Source organism: Streptomyces sp. NPDC034103, assembly GCF_055575395.1.
In genome coordinates this window covers 330120-348371 of sequence record NZ_JBVISS010000012.1, presented here as the reverse complement: position 1 = coordinate 348371, position 18252 = coordinate 330120, and the positions used below count along the sequence as shown (strand labels likewise).

The 18252-nt window shown below is 72.9% G+C and carries 18 protein-coding genes; 9 read left to right on the top strand and 9 right to left on the bottom strand.

Annotated elements, in window-relative coordinates:
- Positions 1–121 precede the first annotated feature (121 nt).
- The 3 genes from ACZ56U_RS27925 to ACZ56U_RS27915 all read left to right on the top strand — a co-directional run bounded on the left by ACZ56U_RS27925 (position 122) and on the right by ACZ56U_RS27915 (position 2807).
- Complete coding sequence (locus ACZ56U_RS27925; protein WP_469086718.1) at positions 122–535, top strand: VOC family protein; 414 nt, start codon at positions 122–124, stop codon at positions 533–535.
- A 171-nt stretch (positions 536–706) separates the two neighbouring features.
- On the top strand, positions 707–1897 hold the full coding sequence (locus tag ACZ56U_RS27920) for an MFS transporter (protein ID WP_469086748.1): 1191 nt from the start codon (positions 707–709) through the stop codon (positions 1895–1897).
- A gap of 178 nt (positions 1898–2075) precedes the next feature.
- Complete coding sequence (locus ACZ56U_RS27915) at positions 2076–2807, top strand: maleylpyruvate isomerase family mycothiol-dependent enzyme (RefSeq protein WP_469086717.1); 732 nt, start codon at positions 2076–2078, stop codon at positions 2805–2807.
- 13 nt (positions 2808–2820) lie between these two features.
- On the opposite strand, the gene ACZ56U_RS27910 is transcribed toward ACZ56U_RS27915, so the two are convergent.
- Positions 2821–3216 carry a MarR family winged helix-turn-helix transcriptional regulator gene (locus tag ACZ56U_RS27910; protein WP_469086716.1) on the bottom strand — a complete coding sequence of 132 codons (396 nt, stop codon included), beginning with the start codon at positions 3214–3216 and terminating at the stop codon, positions 2821–2823.
- Positions 3217–3303: 87 nt separating this feature from the next.
- Here ACZ56U_RS27910 and ACZ56U_RS27905 point away from each other — a divergent pair, with 87 nt between their 5' ends.
- Together ACZ56U_RS27905 and ACZ56U_RS27900 are read left to right on the top strand one after the other, a co-directional pair.
- On the top strand, positions 3304–4788 hold the full coding sequence (locus ACZ56U_RS27905) for an MFS transporter (protein ID WP_469086715.1): 1485 nt from the start codon (positions 3304–3306) through the stop codon (positions 4786–4788).
- Positions 4789–4867: 79 nt separating this feature from the next.
- Positions 4868–5161 (top strand): DUF6332 family protein, encoded by a 294-nt coding sequence (locus tag ACZ56U_RS27900; RefSeq protein ID WP_469086714.1) that lies wholly within the window; start codon positions 4868–4870, stop codon positions 5159–5161.
- Here ACZ56U_RS27900 and ACZ56U_RS27895 read toward each other — a convergent pair.
- The 3 genes from ACZ56U_RS27895 to ACZ56U_RS27885 form a co-directional block, all read right to left on the bottom strand.
- Positions 5122–5787, bottom strand: a complete 666-nt coding sequence (locus ACZ56U_RS27895) for a response regulator (RefSeq protein WP_469086713.1) — start codon at positions 5785–5787, stop codon at positions 5122–5124. The two genes, ACZ56U_RS27900 and ACZ56U_RS27895, sit on opposite strands and share 40 nt — an antisense overlap.
- Positions 5784–7019: a sensor histidine kinase gene (locus ACZ56U_RS27890; protein ID WP_469086712.1), complete on the bottom strand. Its 1236-nt coding sequence runs from the start codon at positions 7017–7019 to the stop codon at positions 5784–5786. Before ACZ56U_RS27890 ends, ACZ56U_RS27895 begins: the two co-directional genes overlap by 4 nt.
- Before the next feature lie 137 nt (positions 7020–7156).
- Complete coding sequence (locus tag ACZ56U_RS27885) at positions 7157–7849, bottom strand: TetR/AcrR family transcriptional regulator (RefSeq protein ID WP_469086711.1); 693 nt, start codon at positions 7847–7849, stop codon at positions 7157–7159.
- Positions 7850–7982: 133 nt separating this feature from the next.
- Between ACZ56U_RS27885 and ACZ56U_RS27880 the strand changes: the two genes are divergently transcribed.
- Positions 7983–8432: a nitroreductase family deazaflavin-dependent oxidoreductase gene (locus ACZ56U_RS27880; RefSeq protein ID WP_469086710.1), complete on the top strand. Its 450-nt coding sequence runs from the start codon at positions 7983–7985 to the stop codon at positions 8430–8432.
- On the opposite strand, the gene ACZ56U_RS27875 is transcribed toward ACZ56U_RS27880, so the two are convergent.
- Positions 8425–9663 carry a geranylgeranyl reductase family protein gene (locus tag ACZ56U_RS27875; protein ID WP_469086709.1) on the bottom strand — a complete coding sequence of 413 codons (1239 nt, stop codon included), beginning with the start codon at positions 9661–9663 and terminating at the stop codon, positions 8425–8427. The two genes, ACZ56U_RS27880 and ACZ56U_RS27875, sit on opposite strands and share 8 nt — an antisense overlap.
- A 147-nt stretch (positions 9664–9810) precedes the next feature.
- On the opposite strand from ACZ56U_RS27875, the gene ACZ56U_RS27870 reads away from it, so the two are divergent.
- Positions 9811–11166: a M20/M25/M40 family metallo-hydrolase gene (locus tag ACZ56U_RS27870; RefSeq protein WP_469086708.1), complete on the top strand. Its 1356-nt coding sequence runs from the start codon at positions 9811–9813 to the stop codon at positions 11164–11166.
- A gap of 193 nt (positions 11167–11359) precedes the next feature.
- Here the strand turns inward: ACZ56U_RS27870 and ACZ56U_RS27865 are convergent, their stop codons facing one another.
- The 3 genes from ACZ56U_RS27865 to ACZ56U_RS27855 all read right to left on the bottom strand — a co-directional run bounded on the left by ACZ56U_RS27865 (position 11360) and on the right by ACZ56U_RS27855 (position 14046).
- A complete protein-coding gene (locus ACZ56U_RS27865) occupies positions 11360–12400 on the bottom strand; it encodes an NUDIX hydrolase (protein ID WP_469086707.1) in 1041 nt (346 codons plus the stop codon).
- A gap of 138 nt (positions 12401–12538) precedes the next feature.
- Positions 12539–12730 (bottom strand): hypothetical protein, encoded by a 192-nt coding sequence (locus ACZ56U_RS27860; protein ID WP_469086706.1) that lies wholly within the window; start codon positions 12728–12730, stop codon positions 12539–12541.
- A 368-nt stretch (positions 12731–13098) separates the two neighbouring features.
- Positions 13099–14046, bottom strand: a complete 948-nt coding sequence (locus ACZ56U_RS27855; RefSeq protein ID WP_469086705.1) for an ROK family protein — start codon at positions 14044–14046, stop codon at positions 13099–13101.
- Positions 14047–14240: 194 nt separating this feature from the next.
- Here ACZ56U_RS27855 and ACZ56U_RS27850 point away from each other — a divergent pair, with 194 nt between their 5' ends.
- A complete protein-coding gene (locus ACZ56U_RS27850) occupies positions 14241–15290 on the top strand; it encodes a LacI family DNA-binding transcriptional regulator (protein WP_469086704.1) in 1050 nt (349 codons plus the stop codon).
- Positions 15291–15558: 268 nt separating this feature from the next.
- Positions 15559–16404 (top strand): hypothetical protein, encoded by an 846-nt coding sequence (locus ACZ56U_RS27845; RefSeq protein ID WP_469086747.1) that lies wholly within the window; start codon positions 15559–15561, stop codon positions 16402–16404.
- On the opposite strand, the gene ACZ56U_RS27840 is transcribed toward ACZ56U_RS27845, so the two are convergent.
- On the bottom strand, positions 16350–18119 hold the full coding sequence (locus tag ACZ56U_RS27840; RefSeq protein WP_469086703.1) for a serine/threonine-protein kinase: 1770 nt from the start codon (positions 18117–18119) through the stop codon (positions 16350–16352). The genes ACZ56U_RS27845 and ACZ56U_RS27840 overlap by 55 nt on opposite strands.
- Positions 18120–18252: the final 133 nt, after the last annotated feature.

Genomic DNA, 18252 nt, shown 5'->3' with positions numbered 1-18252 from the left:
CTACGAGGGGCTCGCTCGCGGTGGCGTGGGATGCCTCGGCCACCTCGCCCGGAATGCCGTTGTCAGTGCCTCGCGCTAGCCTCCGGACATCTGGCTCTTTGCCCCGTTCCGGGAGGTTTTCATGGGCTCACGACTCAATCCGTACCTCAGCTTCGGCGGCGACGCCCGACAGGCGATGGAGTTCTACGAGGAGGTCTTCGGCGGCACGCTCACCCTCCACACGTTCGGATCCCTCGGGCAACCGGACACCCCCGAGGCCGACAAGATCATGCACGGCATGCTGGAGACGACGAGCGGCTTCACCCTGATGGGCGCGGACACCCCGCCCGGGATGGAGCACACCCCCGGCACCAACTTCTCCGTGAGCGTCAGCGGTGACGACGACGCCGAACTGCGCGGCTACTGGGAGAGGCTCTCGGCCGACGGAACCGTGTCCGTGCCGCTGGAGAAGCAGATGTGGGGCGATGTGTTCGGCATGTGCACGGACCGCTTCGGCATCCCGTGGATGGTCAACATCACCCAGCCGCAGGGCTGAACCGGGACGACCGGCGGCCCTACGCCCGTGGCGCGGGCCCGCCGGAGCCCCTGACCATCAGCGCCAGGGCCCCGTCGCCCGCCCCCGGGACAAACACCCTTGCCCCGACACCGCACACCCACCTAGCCTGCTTTTGTGCCGCAAATAAACAAAACCCGATCGCACAACGTCGTGCCGGGCCACCCCCTCACCCGCCTCCGCATCGTCCTGACCGTGTTCTTCGCCCTCGACGGCTTCATCTTCGCCGGCTGGGTCGTCCGCATCCCCGACATCAAGGACCGCACCGGCGCCACCGCCGGCGCCCTCGGCCTCGCCCTCCTCGGCGTCTCCGCGGGCGCGGTGATCACGATGATGCTCACCGGCCGCCTCTGCCGCCGTTACGGAAACCACCAGGTCACCGTCTTCTGCGCGGTACTCCTCTCCCTCAGCGTGGCCCTGCCCCCGCTCACCCGCTCCCCGCTGGCCCTCGGCATCGTGCTGCTGGTCTTCGGAGCCGCGTACGGCGGGATCAACGTGGCCTTCAACAGCGCCGCCGTGGACCTGGTGACCACACTGCGGCGTCCGATCATGCCGAGCTTCCACGCCGCCTTCAGCCTGGGCGGGATGGTCGGGGCGGGACTCGGCGGCCTGGTCGCCGCGCAGGTGTCACCGACCCGGCACCTGCTCGGCCTCACCGTCGTCGGACTGGCCGTGACGGCTGTCGCCGGCCGGCAGCTCCTGCGTATCGACCCGCCCACGCCCCCCGGGCGGACCGAGCCGCGGACAGGATCGGCACCACACCGGCTGGACCGCCGGACCCGTGGGCTGGTGATCGTCTTCGGCCTGATCGCCCTGTGCACGGCGTACGGCGAGGGCGCCATGGCCGACTGGGGCGCGCTGCACCTGAAAGAGGACCTGGGCGCCTCCGCCGGGGTCGCCGCCATCGGTTACTCCTGCTTCGCGCTGACGATGACCGTCGGCCGGCTGACCGGGACGACACTGCTGGAGCGGCTCGGCCGCACCCGCACCGTGGTCGTGGGCGGTGCCACCGCGGCGGCCGGGATGCTGCTCGGCTCCCTCGCCCCCGCACTGTGGGCGGCGCTGCTCGGTTTCGGGATCGCGGGGCTAGGTCTCGCCAACCTCTTCCCCGTGGCCGTCGAACGCGCGGGCACGCTCGCCGGACCCACCGGCGTCGCCATCGCCTCGACCCTCGGTTACGGCGGCATGCTCCTCGGCCCGCCCGCCATCGGCTTCATGGCCGACTGGTTCTCCCTGTCCGCCGCGCTCACCAGCGTGGCGGCGCTCGCGGCGGTCGCCGCGGCGATCGGCCTCACCACCCACCAGGCCACCACAGAGACCACCGCCCAGCACGGCGGCGCCTGAGGCAGGGCGGGGCTTGAAGCAGGGCAGCGCCTGAAGCAGGGCGGGGCTTGAAGCAGGGCGGGGCTTGAAGCACGACGGCGCCTGCATCACGACGGCGCAGGAAGCGCGGTCCCCCAACGCACCGCCCCGCAGCCACCGCCCTGCCCTCGACCGCACTCCATGCGGCAGACTCACCCGCATGGAGACTGCCGAGTTCGTTCATATCCTCGATCAGGAGGGCCGGTTGCTGGCCGCGGCGGCCGAAGCGGCCGGGACCGACGCGAAGGTGCCGACCTGTCCGCAGTGGCAGGTGCGGGACCTGCTCCGGCACACCGGAGGGGTGCACCGCTGGGCGGCGGGATTCGTCGCCGAGAGGCTCACCACACCCCGCCCCATGGGCGAGGCGCCCGACCTCCACGGCCCCGAACTCCTGGCGTGGTACCGGCAGTCGCATCAGCGTCTGGTCGAGATCCTCACCTCCGCCGCACCCGACGTGGAGTGCTTCCAGTTCCTGCCGGCACCGTCGCCACTGGCCTTCTGGGCGCGCAGGCAGGCACACGAGACCGCGGTGCACCGCTTCGACTCGGAGGCCGCGCGCGGGGGTGTGCCGAGCGACATCGCCCCGGGGTTCGCCGCCGACGGCGTCGACGAGTTGCTGACCGGCTTCCACGCGCGCGAACGCAGCCGGGTGCGCAGCGTGACACCCCGGGTGCTGCGGGTGCGGGCCACGGACGTGGAGGGCGCGGTGTGGACCGTACGGCTGTCCCCTGAGCCGCCCGCGGCCGAGCGGGGCGAGTCGGGGGACGCGGAGTGTGAAATCGCCGGGCCCGCGGGGCAGTTGTACCTCTCCCTGTGGAACCGCGTGCCGTTCCCGGCCGTGACCGGCGACGGCGCCCTCGCCGAGCTGTGGCGCGAGAAGTCCGGTATCTGAAGGCGCCGCCGGGTCAGTCCGGGGCGAGCATCGTCGTCAGCACCGCGCGCTGCACCGGCAGTACCTCGCCGTGCAGCGTGCGCCCCTTCTGTGTGAGCGCCACCCGGACGCCCCGCCGGTCCTCGGGGCACAGGCCGCGCTCGACGAGCCCGTCCTTCTCCAGCCGGGCGATCAGCCGCGACAGCGCGCTCTGGCTGAGATGGACCCGCTCGGAGATCTCCTGGACGCGGTAGGAGCAGTCGCCGGTCGCGCGCCGTCCGTCGGCGAGGACGTCGAGCACTTCGAAGTCGCTGGCGCACAGGCCGTGTTGGTGGAGTGCGCGGTCGAGTTCGCACTGCGTGCGGGCATGCAGGGCCAGCATGTCCCGCCAGCGTTCCACGAGTGCCTGCTCCGCGTTCGTCGCCGCCATGCGCGGCACCGTAGCAGAGAACAGGAATTATTGCATCGTAATTAAATGCGCTTGCATTCGATGCATGCGCATGTAGTGTCTTGGGGCATGACCTCTCCGCTCACCGCTTCGGTACCCGACGGGCGTTGGACCCCCCGACTGTGGGGCACGCTGCTGGTGCTGTGTGCCGCGATGTTCCTGGACGCGCTCGACGTGTCGATGGTCGGCGTCGCGCTGCCGTCCATCGGCGCCGACCTCGGCCTGTCGACCTCGACCCTGCAATGGATCGTCAGCGGCTACATCCTCGGCTACGGCGGCCTGTTGCTGCTCGGCGGCCGCGCCGCCGACCTGCTGGGCCGGCGCGAGGTGTTCCTCGTCGCCCTCGGTGTGTTCGCCGTCGCCTCCCTGCTCGGCGGGCTCGTCGACTCCGGGCCGCTGCTGATCGCCAGCCGTTTCGTCAAGGGCCTGAGCGCCGCGTTCACCGCGCCCGCCGGCCTGTCCATCATCACCACGACCTTCGCCGAAGGCCCGCTCCGCAACCGGGCGTTGTCGATCTACACGACCTGCGGCGCCACCGGCTACTCGATGGGCCTGGTCTTCTCCGGCTTCCTCACCGAGGCCAGTTGGCGCTACACCATGCTGCTGCCCGCCCCCGTGGCGCTGATCGCCCTGGTCGTGGGCCTGAAGCTGCTGCCGCGCAGCGCCCGCGAGAAGAGCACCGGCGGCTACGACATCCCGGGCGCCGTCCTCGGCACCGCCTCCATGCTGCTGCTCGTGTTCACCGTCGTCGAGGCGGCCGAGGCCGGTTGGGGTTCCGCGCGTACCGTCCTGTCCTCCCTCGCCGTCGTCGTCCTGCTCACCGCCTTCGTCGCCGTCGAGCGGCGCAGCCCCAGCCCGCTGATCCGGCTCGGCGTCCTGCGCTCGGGCACGCAGGTCCGGGCACAGCTGGGCGCGTTGACTTTCCTCGGCAGCTACATCGGCTTCCAGTTCCTGGCCACCCTCTACATGCAGCAGCTGCTCGGCTGGTCGGCGCTGCACACCGCGCTGGCGTTCCTGCCGGCGGGCGCGCTGGTGGCGCTGTCCGCGACGAAGGTGGGCGCGGTCATCGACCGGTTCGGCACGCCGCGGCTCATCGTGGCGGGCTTCGCGCTGATGGTCGTCGGCTACCTGCTGTTCCTGCGCATCGACCTCGACCCGGACTACGCGGCGGTGATCCTGCCCACCATGCTCCTGGTCGGCGCCGCCTTCGCGCTGACCTTCCCCTCGCTCAACGTCCAGGCCACCAACGGCGTCGACGAGCACGAGCAGGGCATGGTCTCCGGTCTGCTCAACACCTCGGTGCAGGTGGGCGGCGCACTCTTCCTCGCCGTGGTCGCAGCGGTGCTGACGGCGAACGCGCCCGAGGAGGGGGCCTCCCGGCAGGCCGTGCTCGACAGCTACCTGCCCGGTCTGACGGTGGTCACCGGCATCGCGGTCGCGGGCCTGCTGATCTCGCTGACCGGACTGCGGGTCCGACCCCGCCGGAAGGCGCTGGTGGTCGCCAGGTCCACATCCCAGGAGGAGGAGGCGGAACGCGTACCCGTACGCGGCTGACAGGGGGCGTCTCCTCCCCCACCGTGCGCCCGGCGGAGCCCGCTTGCTCCGCCGGGCGCACATTTGTGAGACTCCTCGTATGACCGAGTACGGGGGACGACGGGATCAGGCCGAGCGGGACGCCATCACCGTCGAGATCGGATACGCGCTGTTCAGCGCCGCCTTCGCGGCAGCGGTCGTCTTCGGGGCGCTCGCCGGACCGGCGCTGCTCTTCGAGCTGCCGGGCGCCCTGGACAGGGTCCTGATCCGGGTGGGCCTCGCGGTCGCACCGGTGCTCTTCCTGGCCCGGGTCATCAGCGTGCTGCTGCGCTTCCGGCGTGCGGAAACCGCGGCTCAGCCCAGCCAGCCGGGCCGGACCAGCCCGGACTCGTAGGCCAGCACGACGAGTTGGGCCCGGTCCCGGGCTCCCAGCTTCACCATCGTGCGGCTGACGTGGGTCTTCGCGGTGAGCGGGCTGACCACCAGGCGCCGCGCGATCTCCTCGTTGGACAGGCCCATGCCGACCAGCGCCATCACCTCCCGTTCCCGCTCGGTGAGGTGAGCGAGCGCGTCGGCCGCGGCGGGCTCCTTGGAACGGGCCGCGAACTCGGCGATCAGCCGCCGGGTCACCCCGGGCGAGAGCAGCGCGTCGCCGTCCACCACCGCCCGCACGGCCCGCAGCAGTTCCTCCGGCTCGGTGTCCTTGACCAGGAAGCCGGAGGCACCCGAGCGGATCGCCTCGAAGACGTACTCGTCGAGCTCGAAGGTGGTGAGCATGACGACCTTGACGTCCGTCAGATGCGCGTCCTCGGTGATGCGGCGGGTGGCGGCGAGCCCGTCGAGTTCGGGCATGCGGATGTCCATCAGGACCACGTCCGGGCGCAGTTCACGCACCAGGCGCACCGCCTGCGCACCATCGGGGGCCTCACCGGCCACCTCGATGTCGGGCTGCGCGTCGAGCAGCGCCCGGAACCCGGCCCGTACGAGCGACTGGTCGTCGGCGAGCAGTACGCGGATCACCGGTTCACCTTCGCCTTCAGAGGCAGGACGGCGAGCACCCGGAACCCGCCGTCGGGACGCGGCCCGGCCTCGATCGTGCCACCCAGCGCCCCGGCCCGCTCCCGCATGCCGGCCAGGCCGTTGCCGCTGCCGCCCGCGTCGGCGCCGGTCGCGGGTCCGTCGTCGTCGACCCGGATCCGTAGCGTCGCCCCCTCCCCGTCCCCGTGATCGACGCGCACGCGCGCGTGCCGCGATCCCGAATGCCGTACGACATTGGTCAGCGCCTCCTGGACGATGCGGAACGCGGCGAGATCGGTACCGGGGGCGAGTTCCGGGATGTCCCCCTCGACCCGCACCGCCAGGCCGGCGCTCGCGGCCTGGCGCACCAGTTCCGGCAGCCGGTCGAGGCCGGGGGCCGGAGCGCGGGGCGCGTCTCCGGGGAGGCGCAGGGTGTCGAGCACCTGGCGGACCTCGCCGAGCGCCTCCTTGCTGGCGGCCTTGATGGTGGTGAGCGCCGTGCGCGCCTGTTCGGGGTCGCTGTCGAGGAGGGCGAGGCCGACGCCGGCCTGGACGTTGATCACGGAGATGCTGTGCGCGAGGACGTCGTGCAGCTCGCGGGCGATCCGCAGCCGCTCCTCGTCGGCGCGCCGCCGAGCCGCCTGCGCCCGCTCGGCCCGCTCCCGCGCCCACTGCTCCCGGCGGGTGCGGGCCAGCTCCGCCAACGCCACGATCGCGATCCCCCAGGCGGCGACCACTCCCTCCGAGCCCCAGGAGGCGGCGGCGTCACCGGGCGGGGGCAGCCACCGGAAGAGCCAGTGCGCCACGAGTACGTGTCCGGCCCAGAGCAGCCCGAGCGCGGTCCAGGCGGCCCGGCGGTGTCCCGCGACGATGGCGCCGAAGCAGCCGAGGGCGAAGGTCACGAAGACCGGGCCGTACGGGTATCCGGCGCCCAGGTAGAGCATGGTGGCGGCCGCGGTGCCGAACACGACGACCACCGGGTGCCGGCGGCGCCACAGCAGCAGCCCGGCCGCCACCAGCAGCAGCACGCGCGCGAAGAGGTCGAGGTCGGCACGCTCGTCGACCTGCTCCCGCGCCGCGAAGTTCGATCCGGCCAGCACGAAGACGGCGACCAGCACGGTGGAGCGCCAGGGCAGGCGCGCCGCCCGCTCCGCCTCGCCCCAGCGGTTCCACCACGGCGGTCCGTGCCGCCACCACAGGGGCGGTCCGCCCCCGGACCCGCGCTGCTCGTCCATGACCGCCACGCTAGACGCCACCCGCCGCCCGGGGCGTCCGCCGGGCGTGGTGATCAGGCGTACTCCCGGCGAAGTACGTGGCGCCGGCCGTCACGCATGCCGCGGGTACCCCGTCAGGTCCAGGAGGCGGCGCCGGTCTACTGGGGCGCCAGCCCCACACCATGGCCGAGCCGGGTCGCGGCGTGTCGGAAGAACGTGGCGCGGTCCTCGACCACCCGGTGGAACTGCCCGAACAGCTCGAAGCCCACGAGCCCGAACAGCTGGGCCCAGGCCGCGACGAGCGCCGCCACGGACTCGGGCGGAAGGTCGGGCGCCAGGTCGGCGGCCATCCGCTCGGCCTCGGGGCGCAGCTGCGCCGGCAGCTCGGGCTCTGTCAGGCGGCCCCTCCGGTGGGCGTCGCGCACGATGCCGATGAGGACGAGGCCCACCCGGGCGGCGGCCGGGACGGTGGTCTGGGGCGCGGTGTAGCCGGGCACCGGGGAGCCGTAGATGAGCGCGTACTCGTGCGGATGCCCGAGCCCCCAGTCGCGTACCGCCTCGCACACCGCGGTCCATCGTTCGGCCGGTCCGGCGTCGGCGGCCCGGTCGCGGGCCGCCTCGACGCTCTCCCCCAGGGAGTTGTAGGAGTCGATGATGAGCGCGGTGAGCAGGTCGTCACGGCTGGGGAAGTACCGGTACAGCGCCGAGGAGACCATTCCCAGCTCACGTGCCACGGCTCGCAGCGAGAGTTTCGACGCGCCCTCGGCGGCGAGCTGCCGGCGCGCCTCGTCCTTGATGGCGGCGGTGACCTCGATCCGGGCACGCGCGCGGGCTCCTTGTGCGGTACTCATGCCGACCAGTCTCCCACAGGGCAGAGCAGTGCACACAAAAAAGAGCACTGCTCTTGATCTGGATCGCCGCTCCATGCAGACTGGACCCATCGAAAGCGAGAGCACCGCTCTCGCACCATCCGTGGGAGTCACCATGTCGTCGTCGCCGTACTACCTCAAGGGCAGCCCGCTCAACGTCCGCCTCAACAGCCTCATGGGCTGGCTGGCCCGGCACGGCCTCAGCCTCGCGGGCATGGCGGAGATGTCGGTGCGGGGCCGCAAGAGCGGCAAGATGCAGCGGATCCCGGTCAACCCGCACACCTACGAGGGCGCGCAGTACCTCGTCTCGGCCCGTGGCCATTCCCAGTGGGTGCGCAACATGCGGGTGGCCGGCGGCGGGGAACTTCGGGTCGGCCGCAAGGTCCGTCAGTTCACCGCGGTGGAGCTCGCGGACGACGAGAAGCCCGCGATCCTGCGGACCTATTTGGAGAAGTGGGGCTGGGAGGTCAACCAGTACTTCCAGGGGGTCACCGCGAAGTCCTCCGACGAGGAGATCGTCGCGGCGGCCCCGGACCACCCCGTCTTCCGGATCACGGTCAGGTAGCGGCGTCGTCGCCGCTCTGGTCCAACCGGCGGTCCAGCGTGGCCAGCAGGCGCTGGGCCATGGGGCGGCCTCGGACTATCTCGCCGAGCGAGGTGGACCCGCGGGTGATGTCCATGAACGCCCGCCAGGTCGGCCGGAACCCGGTCAGCGCCGCGTGGAAGACACCCGGCCTGCGCTCGAACGCCATCAGCAAGCGCCTGCCGACGCTCATCTCCACGCCGAGCCCCGCCTTGATGGCGAACGCGTAGTTCAGGGCCTGACGCCGCGCGTCCACCGCGTCGTGCGCCTCGGCGATCCGCACCGCCCACTCCCCCGCGAGCCGGCCCGAGCGCAGCGCGAACGAGATGCCCTCGCGGGTCCAGGGCTCCAGCAGCCCGGCCGCGTCCCCGCACACCAGCACCCGACCGCGGGACAGCGGCGAGTCGTCGGCCCGGCAGCGGGTCAAGTGGCCCGAGGACACGCTCGGTTCGAAACCGGCGAGGCCGAGCCGGGCGATGAAGTCCTCCAAGTACCGCTTGGTGGCGGCACCTTCGCCGCGGGCCGAGATCACCCCGACGGTGAGCGTGTCCCCCTTGGGGAAGACCCAGCCGTAACTGCCGGGCATCGGGCCCCAGTCGATGAGCACCCGCCCCCGCCAGTCCTCGGCGACGGTCTCGGGCACCGGGATCTCCGCCTCCAGACCGAGGTCGACCTGGTCGAGCTTCACCCCGACATGCGCCCCTATGCGGCTGGCGCTGCCGTCCGCGCCGACGACCGCCCGCGCGAGCACCGTCTCGCCGCCCTGGAGAACCACGGCGACGGTACGCCGATCCGGCACCGCCGAGCCGTGCTGCTCCACCCGCTGCACGGTGACGCCCGTGCGCAGGTCGGCGCCCGCCTTCTGGGCGTGCTCGACGAGCAGCTGGTCGAACTCGGACCGGTTGATCAGCCCGAACAGCATCTGCTTGGAGCGGCGGGTGCGCGTGAACCGGCCGTTGTGCGAGAACGTCACCGCGTGCACGCGGTCCCGCAGCGGCAGCTCGTAGCCCGGGGGCAGGCTGTCCCGGGAAGGGCCGATGATGCCGCCGCCGCACGTCTTGTAGCGGGGCAGCTCCGCCTTCTCCAGCAACAGCACACGCCGACCGGCGACCGCCGCCGCGTACGCGGCCGAGGCACCCGCGGGCCCCGCACCCACCACGACGACGTCCCACACCTGCCGCGCGTCGTCCGCCGAAGAGTTCTCGCTGGTCACGATGGTCTACTGCTCCGATCAAGCCGCTTGCCGCTGCTGACTCCCGCATCCTACGACCGCCATCGCCGCAGGCCACCCGGCCCCGGGCCGCTGTGGGAGGATCTCCCTACCCACATGTACAACGTCGCACCTACGAGGAGCGTGCCCATGTCGTCGAATCCGGTCGCCGAGACCGTCGCCTCGCTCATGCCCAGGGCACGGGCGGAGCTCGCCGAACTGGTGGCGTTCAAGTCGGTGGCGGACTTCGACCAGTTCCCCCGGAGCGAGAGCGAGGGCGCCGCCCGCTGGGTCGCCGACGCGCTCACCGCCGAGGGCTTCCAGGACGTCGCCCTGCTCGACACCCCGGACGGCACCCAGTCGGTGTACGGCTACCTGCCCGGCCCGGCGGGCGCGAAGACGGTCCTGCTCTACGCGCACTACGACGTGCAGCCCCCGCTGGACGAGGCCGCCTGGACCACTCCGCCGTTCGAGCTGACCGAGCGCGACGGCCGCTGGTACGGGCGCGGCGCCGCCGACTGCAAGGGCGGCGTCATCATGCACCTGCTCGCCCTGCGTGCCCTGCAGGCGAACGGCGGCGTACCGGTGAACGTCAAGGTGATCGCCGAGGGCTCCGAGGAGATGGGCACCGGCGGTCTGGAGCGGTACGCCGAGGAGCACCCGGACCTGCTGGAGGCCGACACCATCGTCATCGGCGACGCGGGCAACTTCCGGGTCGGACTGCCGACGGTGACCACCACCCTGCGCGGCATGACCCTGCTCCGCGTGCAGATCGACACGCTCCAGGGCAACCTGCACTCCGGCCAGTTCGGCGGCGCGGCGCCCGACGCGCTGGCCGCGCTGATCCGGGTCCTGGACTCGCTGCGCGCCGAGGACGGCTCGACCACGGTCGACGGCCTGACGCCGAAGACCGGTTGGGACGGCCTGAGGTACGACGAGGAGCAGTTCCGCAAGGACGCCAAGGTCCTGGACGGCGTCGAGCTGATCGGCTCCGGCACGGTCGCCGACCGCATCTGGGCGCAGCCGGCCGTCACGGTCCTCGGCATCGACTGCCCGCCGGTCGTCGGCGCCACCCCGTCCGTGCAGGCGAGCGCCCGCGCCCTGGTCAGCCTGCGGGTGCCGCCGGGCGTCGACGCCGCCGAGGCGACCAAGCTGCTCCAGGCCCACCTGGAGGCCCACACACCGTGGGGCGCCCGGGTGCGCATCGAACAGAGCGGTCAGGGCCAGCCGTTCAGCGCCGACACCACCAGCCCGGCGTACGCGGCGATGGCCGACGCCATGGCGATCGCCTACCCGGGCCAGGAGATGAGTTACGCCGGCCAGGGCGGCTCCATCCCGCTGTGCAACACGCTCGCCGCGCTCTACCCGCGAGCGGAGATCCTCCTCATCGGCCTGAGCGAGCCGGAGGCCCAGATCCACGCGGTCGACGAGAGCGTGTCACCCGAGGAGTTGGAGCGGCTGTCGGTCGCGGAGGCACTGTTCCTGCGCAACTACGCGGCGGGCTGACCGACCGGGCACTCCGGCGGACATGGCCTCGCGAGAGGGGCCCGCCCCGGTCACGGGGCCCGACCCGATCACGGGGCCCGACCCGATCACGGGGCCATGTCCACCGCCACGCGCGCCAGTTCCCACGCCCAGCGCACGACGTCGTTCCCGCTGCCGAGCGACCAGGAACGGCCGAGGCGCCGCGGCCCGGCGTTCAGGGCGTCGGGATGCCCGCCTCCAGATAGAGCGCCGCCCCGCGCTCCCGGGCGCGCAGTGCCCAGCGCAGCCGCTCGTAGCGGACGGGGGGCAGCAGGTCCGCGGCCTCCTGCTCGGTGACGAAGCGCCAGGCGCGCAGCTCGGGCCCGGGCAGCAGCACCCGGCCCGCCTCGGCGGAGTCCAGACGGCCGCCGTCGAAGAGGAGCCGCAGTCCGCCGTAGCCGGGCGGCCGGGGCTGCTCCCAGTCGACGACGAGGAGCCGCGGTACGTCCGCCAGCCGAATCCCGGTCTCCTCGGCGACCTCGCGCATACCGGCCCGCGCGGGCGCCTCGCCGGGTTCGACGACACCACCGGGGAACTCCCAGCCGGGCTTGTAGGTGGGGTCGACGAGCAGCACCCGGTCCTCCTCGTCGAAGAGGAGGACGCCGGCGGCGACGGTCTCGGCGGTCGGTTCGGGGGTCTGCACGATGTCGCAGACGGGCACGGCACCGGAACCGATCGCCTCGGCGATACGGACGGCCGTCTCGTACGGGGTGAGGCCGCCGGTGTCGACGGAGTGGGCGTCGGCGCTCAGCCAGGTGGCGAGGGCGGTCCGGTACGGCTCGATGTGGTCGTAGGACCACTGCCGCGTCCGTATCTCACCGTCGGGCAGGTCGGGCGGGATCTCCCGCCTCGCGATCCGCTCCCGCAGGATCGTTTCGGCCGGGGCGAGCAGGATGTGCCGGACCGTGATCCGGCGGGCGGCGAGACCGCCGAAGATCTCGTCGCGGTACTCCTGGCGCAGCAGGGTCATGGGGACCACGAGGGTCCCGCCCAGCTCGGCCAGCATGGCGGCCGCCGTGTCGATCACCAGACGCCGCCAGATCGGCAGGTCCTGGAAGTCGCCGACCTCGGCGAGGCGCTTGGGCGGGAGCAGGTGCGTCAAGCCTCCGCCGATGACCTCGGGGTCGAAGAGCGTGCTGTTCGGGATCAGTTCGATCAGTTCTCGTGCGGTGGTGGTCTTCCCCGCACCGAACGCACCGTTGATCCAGACGATCACGGTTCCCCCTCTTCTGTTGGCCCCCTGAGGCTTGCCCGCTTCACCCTGCCACGGAAACCAGGTCCAGTTGAGGGCGTGCACACGACGGCGCCGGTGCCCCTCGTGTCAGGGGGCACCGGCGCCGTGGGTCGGGGCTCGTCAGCCGTTCTGCCCGAGGGCGGTGTCGTCGACGGCCAGGCTGTCGCGGGCGATCGTGTCGCCGAGGGTGCTGACGGTCTTGTCCACCTCGAGGTCGGGCAGGCCCTCCCCGACGGCGTGCGAGGGGGAGACCGCGGCGACGACGAAACCGGTGGCCATGGTGGCGATGGCGAGCATGGTGCGCTTCTTCATGCCCTGATCAACGGCACGGACCGCCGGGAGTCACGGGAACACCGACGAAAGCGGCCGGCGGACGTACGCGAGTGCCCGGGCCCGGCGCGCGGTGACGTCCGGGCCCGGGCACCCGTGCTCTGCCGGATCTCACTCCTCGCCGGGCATCTTTCCAAGGGGGCAATCCATGACGCGGCTGGGCTGGGCTGGGCTGGGAGCATCTCGGGGGCACACTGACGAGCGGCAGCCGCGGGCACGCAACGGCCCCGGTGGAACTGGATGTCGGCCAAAACCGGGCAGGCGGCGGCCCGTTGACCGCACTCGGCGGCGGGCCCCGACGGCCGTCCGTCGGGGCCCGCCGCTGAGTGAACGTTCCTGCCGAGGACCGGTCAGACCGGGGCCTCGTCCGTCCGCTTCGCGAGGGCGGCGGCCGCCGCGCCCACGAGGCCCGCGTCGGTGCCCATCTGCGCCGGAGTGACGACCAGGCGCTGCACGAAGGACAGGGTCGCGTAGTCGGTCAGGGCCTTGCGCAGCGGCGTGAAGAGGACGTCGCCCGCCTTGCCCACCCCGCCCCCGATCACCGCGATGTCGATCTCGACGAGTGTCGCGGTGGCGGCGATGCCGGCGGCGAGGGCCTGCGCGGCCCGGGCGAAGGAGGCCACCGCGACCGGGTCGCCGGCCCGGGCGGCGGAGGCCACCGCCGCCGCGGAGGAGTCGCCGTCGGGGCCGGGGCGCCAGCCGTTCTCGACGGCCCGGCGGGCGATGTTCGGACCGCTCGCGATGCGCTCCACACAGCCGCGCGAACCGCACGCGCACGGGTCGCCGTCGACGTCCACGCTGATGTGGCCGATGTGGCCGGCGTTGCCCGTCGGACCGGGGTGCAGCCGGCCGCCCAGGACCAGGCCGCCGCCGACGCCCGTCGAGACGACCATGCACAGCGCGTTGTCGTGGCCGCGGGCCGCGCCCTGCCAGTGCTCGGCCGCGGTGATCGCCACACCGTCGCCGATCAGCTCGACGGGCAGTCCGCCGGTCGCCTCCCGAACCCGCCGGACCAGCGGATAGTCGCGCCAGCCAGGCACGTTCACCGGGCTCACCGTGCCCGCGGAGGCGTCCACCGGGCCCGCGCTGCCGATACCGAGGGCCAAGGCGCGTCCCCACAACGGCGAGGCGGCGAGCTCGCCGAGCACCTCCTCGACGGCACCCATCACCGTCTCGCCGTCCTCCTTGGCGGGCGTGGCGCGCTGGGCTCGCACCAGGATCCGGCCCTGGTCGTCGACCAGCGCTCCGGCGATCTTGGTGCCGCCGATGTCGAGCGCGGCCACTAGGTCGGTGTGCATCAGTGTCAGATCTCCCCGTCAACCATGAGAAAGGGCGGGCCGGTCCCGGGGTGGGGGCACGGAGCCGGTGATTGCGGTGGACAGTGTCCCCTGCATCTGACAACGTTGTCCAGGCTCTATGCTCGACGCCACATCCTCATACAAAATCATGGCCGCCGCACCTCCCTCGGACGACAGGAACAGGACGCCGCATCGTGCCCGACACCACCCGCCGCGCAGACCGCCTCACCGCCACGCGTTACGGCAACCGTCCGACGATGAAGGACGTGGCCGCGCGCGCCGGGGTCGGCCTGAAGACGGTCTCCCGCGTGGTCAACGGCGAACCGGGCGTCACACCGGAGACCGAGCGGCGGGTCCAGGAGGCCATCGACGCGCTCGGCTTCCGCCGCAACGACAGCGCACGGGTGCTGCGCAAGGGCAGCACGGCCAGCATCGGGCTGGTTCTGGAGGACCTCGCCGACCCGTTCTACGGCCCGCTGAGCCGCGCGGTCGAGGAGGTCGCCCGCACCCACGGAACGCTGCTCATCAACGGCTCCAGCGCGGAGGACCCGGAACGTGAGCAGGAGTTGGTGCTGGCGCTGTGCGCGCGGCGGGTGGACGGGCTCGTGATCATCCCGGCCGGTGACGACCACCGGTATCTGGAGCCCGAGCTCAAGGCGGGCGTCGCGACGGTGTTCGTGGACCGGCCGGCCGGGCAGATCGACGCCGACGTGGTCCTCTCGGACAACTACGGCGGCGCCCGCGACGGGGTCGCCCACCTCATCGCCCACGGGCACCGCCGGATCGGTTTCATCGGCGACATGCCCCGCATCCACACCGCCGCCGAGCGCCTGCGCGGCTATCGGGCCGCCATGGAGGACGCCGGGATACCGGTCGAGGACTCCTGGATGTCGCTCGGCGTCACCGACCCCGGGCGGGTGCGCCGGGCGGCCGAGGAGATGCTCTCCGGCCCCGCTCCGGTCACCGCGGTCTTCACGGGCAACAACCGGGTGACGGTCACCGTGGTCCGTGTCCTCGCCGAACAGGCCCGCCGGGTCGCCCTGGTGGGCTTCGACGACATCGAACTCGCCGACCTGCTCCAGCCGGGGGTCACCGTCGTCGCCCAGGACGCCGCGGCCCTCGGCCGCACCGCCGCCGAACGGCTCTTCCGGCAACTCGACGGCACCCTCGTCACCCCGGAACGCATCGAACTGCCGACCCGCCTGATCACCCGCGGCTCGGGCGAACTGCCGCCGTCGGACTGAGCGGCCGGTGACGCGGGGCGCGCGCGAGGAGGGGCGGGGGCGTGAGCCGGGGCGGCCTGACGGAGAGGCGGGCGGACGGGGCCCTGGAGCGCGGGGGGCGTTGGCGTTGGCGGATGTGGGGCGGGGGCTGGGGCCGATGACAGCGGATGTGGAGCGGGAGTCGGTTGCCGCGGACGTGGAGCGGGAGGCCGTAGCCGCCGACGCGGTGTCCCACGCGGTGGTTTCGGCGGAGGATCCACCCCGGCCTGGTCCGGCACCGACGCCCCCGATGGCCCCGGCACCCACGACGCCCCCGACTGGCGGTCCGGCAGAGTCCGTTCCGGATCCGCGCACCTTGGAGGCCCTGGGGCTGGCGCAGGCTCCACGCGATCATCCGCTGCTGTATCCGGGGGTGTGGCCGTCCGACTCCGGGCTGTTGGACGGTGACCGTCTGCTGCCCCTCGACCGGCTGCGGTACGAGGACCGGGTCCCCGTCCTCGCGGTCGGCTCCAACGCCAGCCCGGCCCAACTGCGCCACAAGATGGTCGAGTTCGGGATCACCTCCCCCATCCCGATGGTGCGGACCCGCGTCACCGGCATCGACGTCGGCGTCTCGGCGCATGTGAGCCTGATGGGATACGTCTCCGCCTCCCCCGTCGAAGCCCCCGCGGCCGTACGGGAGTTGTTCGTCACCTGGCTGGACGCCCGGCAGCTGGCGGTGATCGACGCGAGCGAGGGGGTGCCGCTGCCCGACGGCAACTACCGGCGGGTCTGGCTGCCCTCGCCCGAGGTGCGGATCGAACTCGCGGACGGCACCCGGCTCCCCGGCGCCCACGTCTACGTCAACCGCCACGGCGTCCTGCACGACGGCACCGGCGCCCCGCGCACCCACCCCGGACAGCGAGCCCTGCTCACCGAACTCCTCGTGGGATCAGCCCGGTTGAGGGAACTGTTCGGCGTCACGCCGGAGGAGTTCAGCGCGCGGGCGCGGGCCGACCGGGACCTGTGCCGACAGGGCACGCGGCTCCTCAAAGAGGAGAAGCTGGTGACCGACTCCGGCCTGGAGCGCCTGGTACGGGCTCAGCAGACCGGGAGCCCTGGCACCGGTTCGTCGTTGTCGCCGCCCTTGATGTAGACGTCGCTGACGAAGACGTTCGTGTTGCCGCTGTCGTCGTCGGTCTTGGCCCACCAGACGTTGGTCCACTCGCCGTCCGTCTCGCGGCGCCCCAAATTCTGCTGGCAGTAGAAGTAGTTGGTGCCCGCCTTCAGCACGCCGACCTCGGTGCCGGAGGCGGTGTAGGAGGCGGCGGTCGTCCAGACCACGCAGTGGTACTTGCCGCCGCCGATGGAGGTGCAGGACGGCGCCGGGGGCGTCTCGTCGCCGCCCGTGGAGCCGCCGTCGCCCGAACCGCCGCTCGCTGTGCCCTCCTTGTCGCCGCCCGTGGACTTGGTCGGGGAGGACGTGGCGGCGCGGTCGGAGGGGGTGGCGCCGGCCGTGCGGTCCGGCGACGCGGTCGCGGTCCCGGTCGGGTCCTTCTCGTCGCCCCGCTCGGTCGGCTTGGGATCGTCGGTGCGGACGGCGCCTGCGCGACCGCTCGCGGAGGAGGTGGCCTCGACACCGGTGGCGACCGCCCCTGATCCCGCGTTCGCCCTGCTCGCGCCGGTGTTGTTCAGCATGGCCACCGTGGCGCCGGCCGACGCGAGGACGACGGTGACGGCCGCGGCGACGAGGAGGACACGCTTCCTGCCACGGGAGGGGCGAGTGGTGGACATGGGGCCGGTGACGGCCGGGGCCTGCGAGGCGGGAGCCCCGTGACCCGGCCCCCCGAAGACCGGCGCCCCCTGCACCACCGGCCCGAACCCCGGCGGCTCCACCGGCCCGAACCCCGCCGGCACCGCCGGCACACCGAGCTCCGTCTCCACCGGAGCCGGGCCCGTCGCTCCCGTCGCTCCCGTCGCTCCCCGCAGCGTGGCCGTCGGCTCGTCCCCGCCGTCCGCGTCCGCGACGCTCCGGAGCAGCTCCCCGGCCTCCTCCGCCTCCGGTCGGGCCCCGGGCCGCTTGTCCAGCAGCATCTGGAGCACGGGCCCGAGCACCCCGGCCCGAACGGGGTCCGGGAGCGGCTCGGAGACGATCGCGGTGAGGGTGGAGAACGTCGACGTACGGCGGAACGGCGAGGAGCCCTCCACGGCGGCGTACAGCGTGGCGCCCAGGGCCCAGACGTCGGAGGCCGGGCCGGGGTCGGCGCCCTGGGCGCGCTCGGGGGCCAGGTAGTCGAGGGAGCCGACCAGTTCGCCGCTGCGGGTCAGATGGGTGGCGGAGCCGTCGCCGGGGTCCTCCATGGTCGCGATGCCGAAGTCGGTGAGGACGACCCGTCCCGAGCGGTCGAGCAGGATGTTGCCGGGCTTGACGTCCCGGTGCAGGACGCCGACGCGGTGGGCGGCGGCGAGCGCCTCCATGACCTTGGCGCCGATCCCGGCCGCCTCACGCGGGTCCAGGGTGCCGCGCTCGCGCAGGACGTCGTCGAGCGAGGGCCCGTCCACCAGCTCCATGACGATCAGCGGGCGCCCGTCGACCTCGGTCACGTCGTGGACGGCCACGACGCCGGGGTGGCGGACCCGGGCCGCCGCGCGGGCCTCGCGCTGCATCCGCAGCCGCAGGCCGGCGAGTTCGGGGCCGTCGGCGTCGTTGTAGGTGCGCAGTTCCTTGACCGCGACCTCACGGCCGAGGACCTCGTCCACGGCCCGCCAGACCACGCCCATGCCGCCGCGACCGAGCTGCGCCACCACGCGGTAGCGCCCGGCCAGCAGCCTGCCGACCTCTTCCGTCCGTCCGTTGTCCCCCGATGACACCGTTGCCCCGTTCCTGTGAACTGTCCGTGCGTGCCGTACAGATTACGGGGCCGGAATGACGGCTTCGGTCGGCGGCGGTGCCCGTGACAGATCCGCTACCTGCCGGAGACCGGCGGGACACCGGACGGGACCC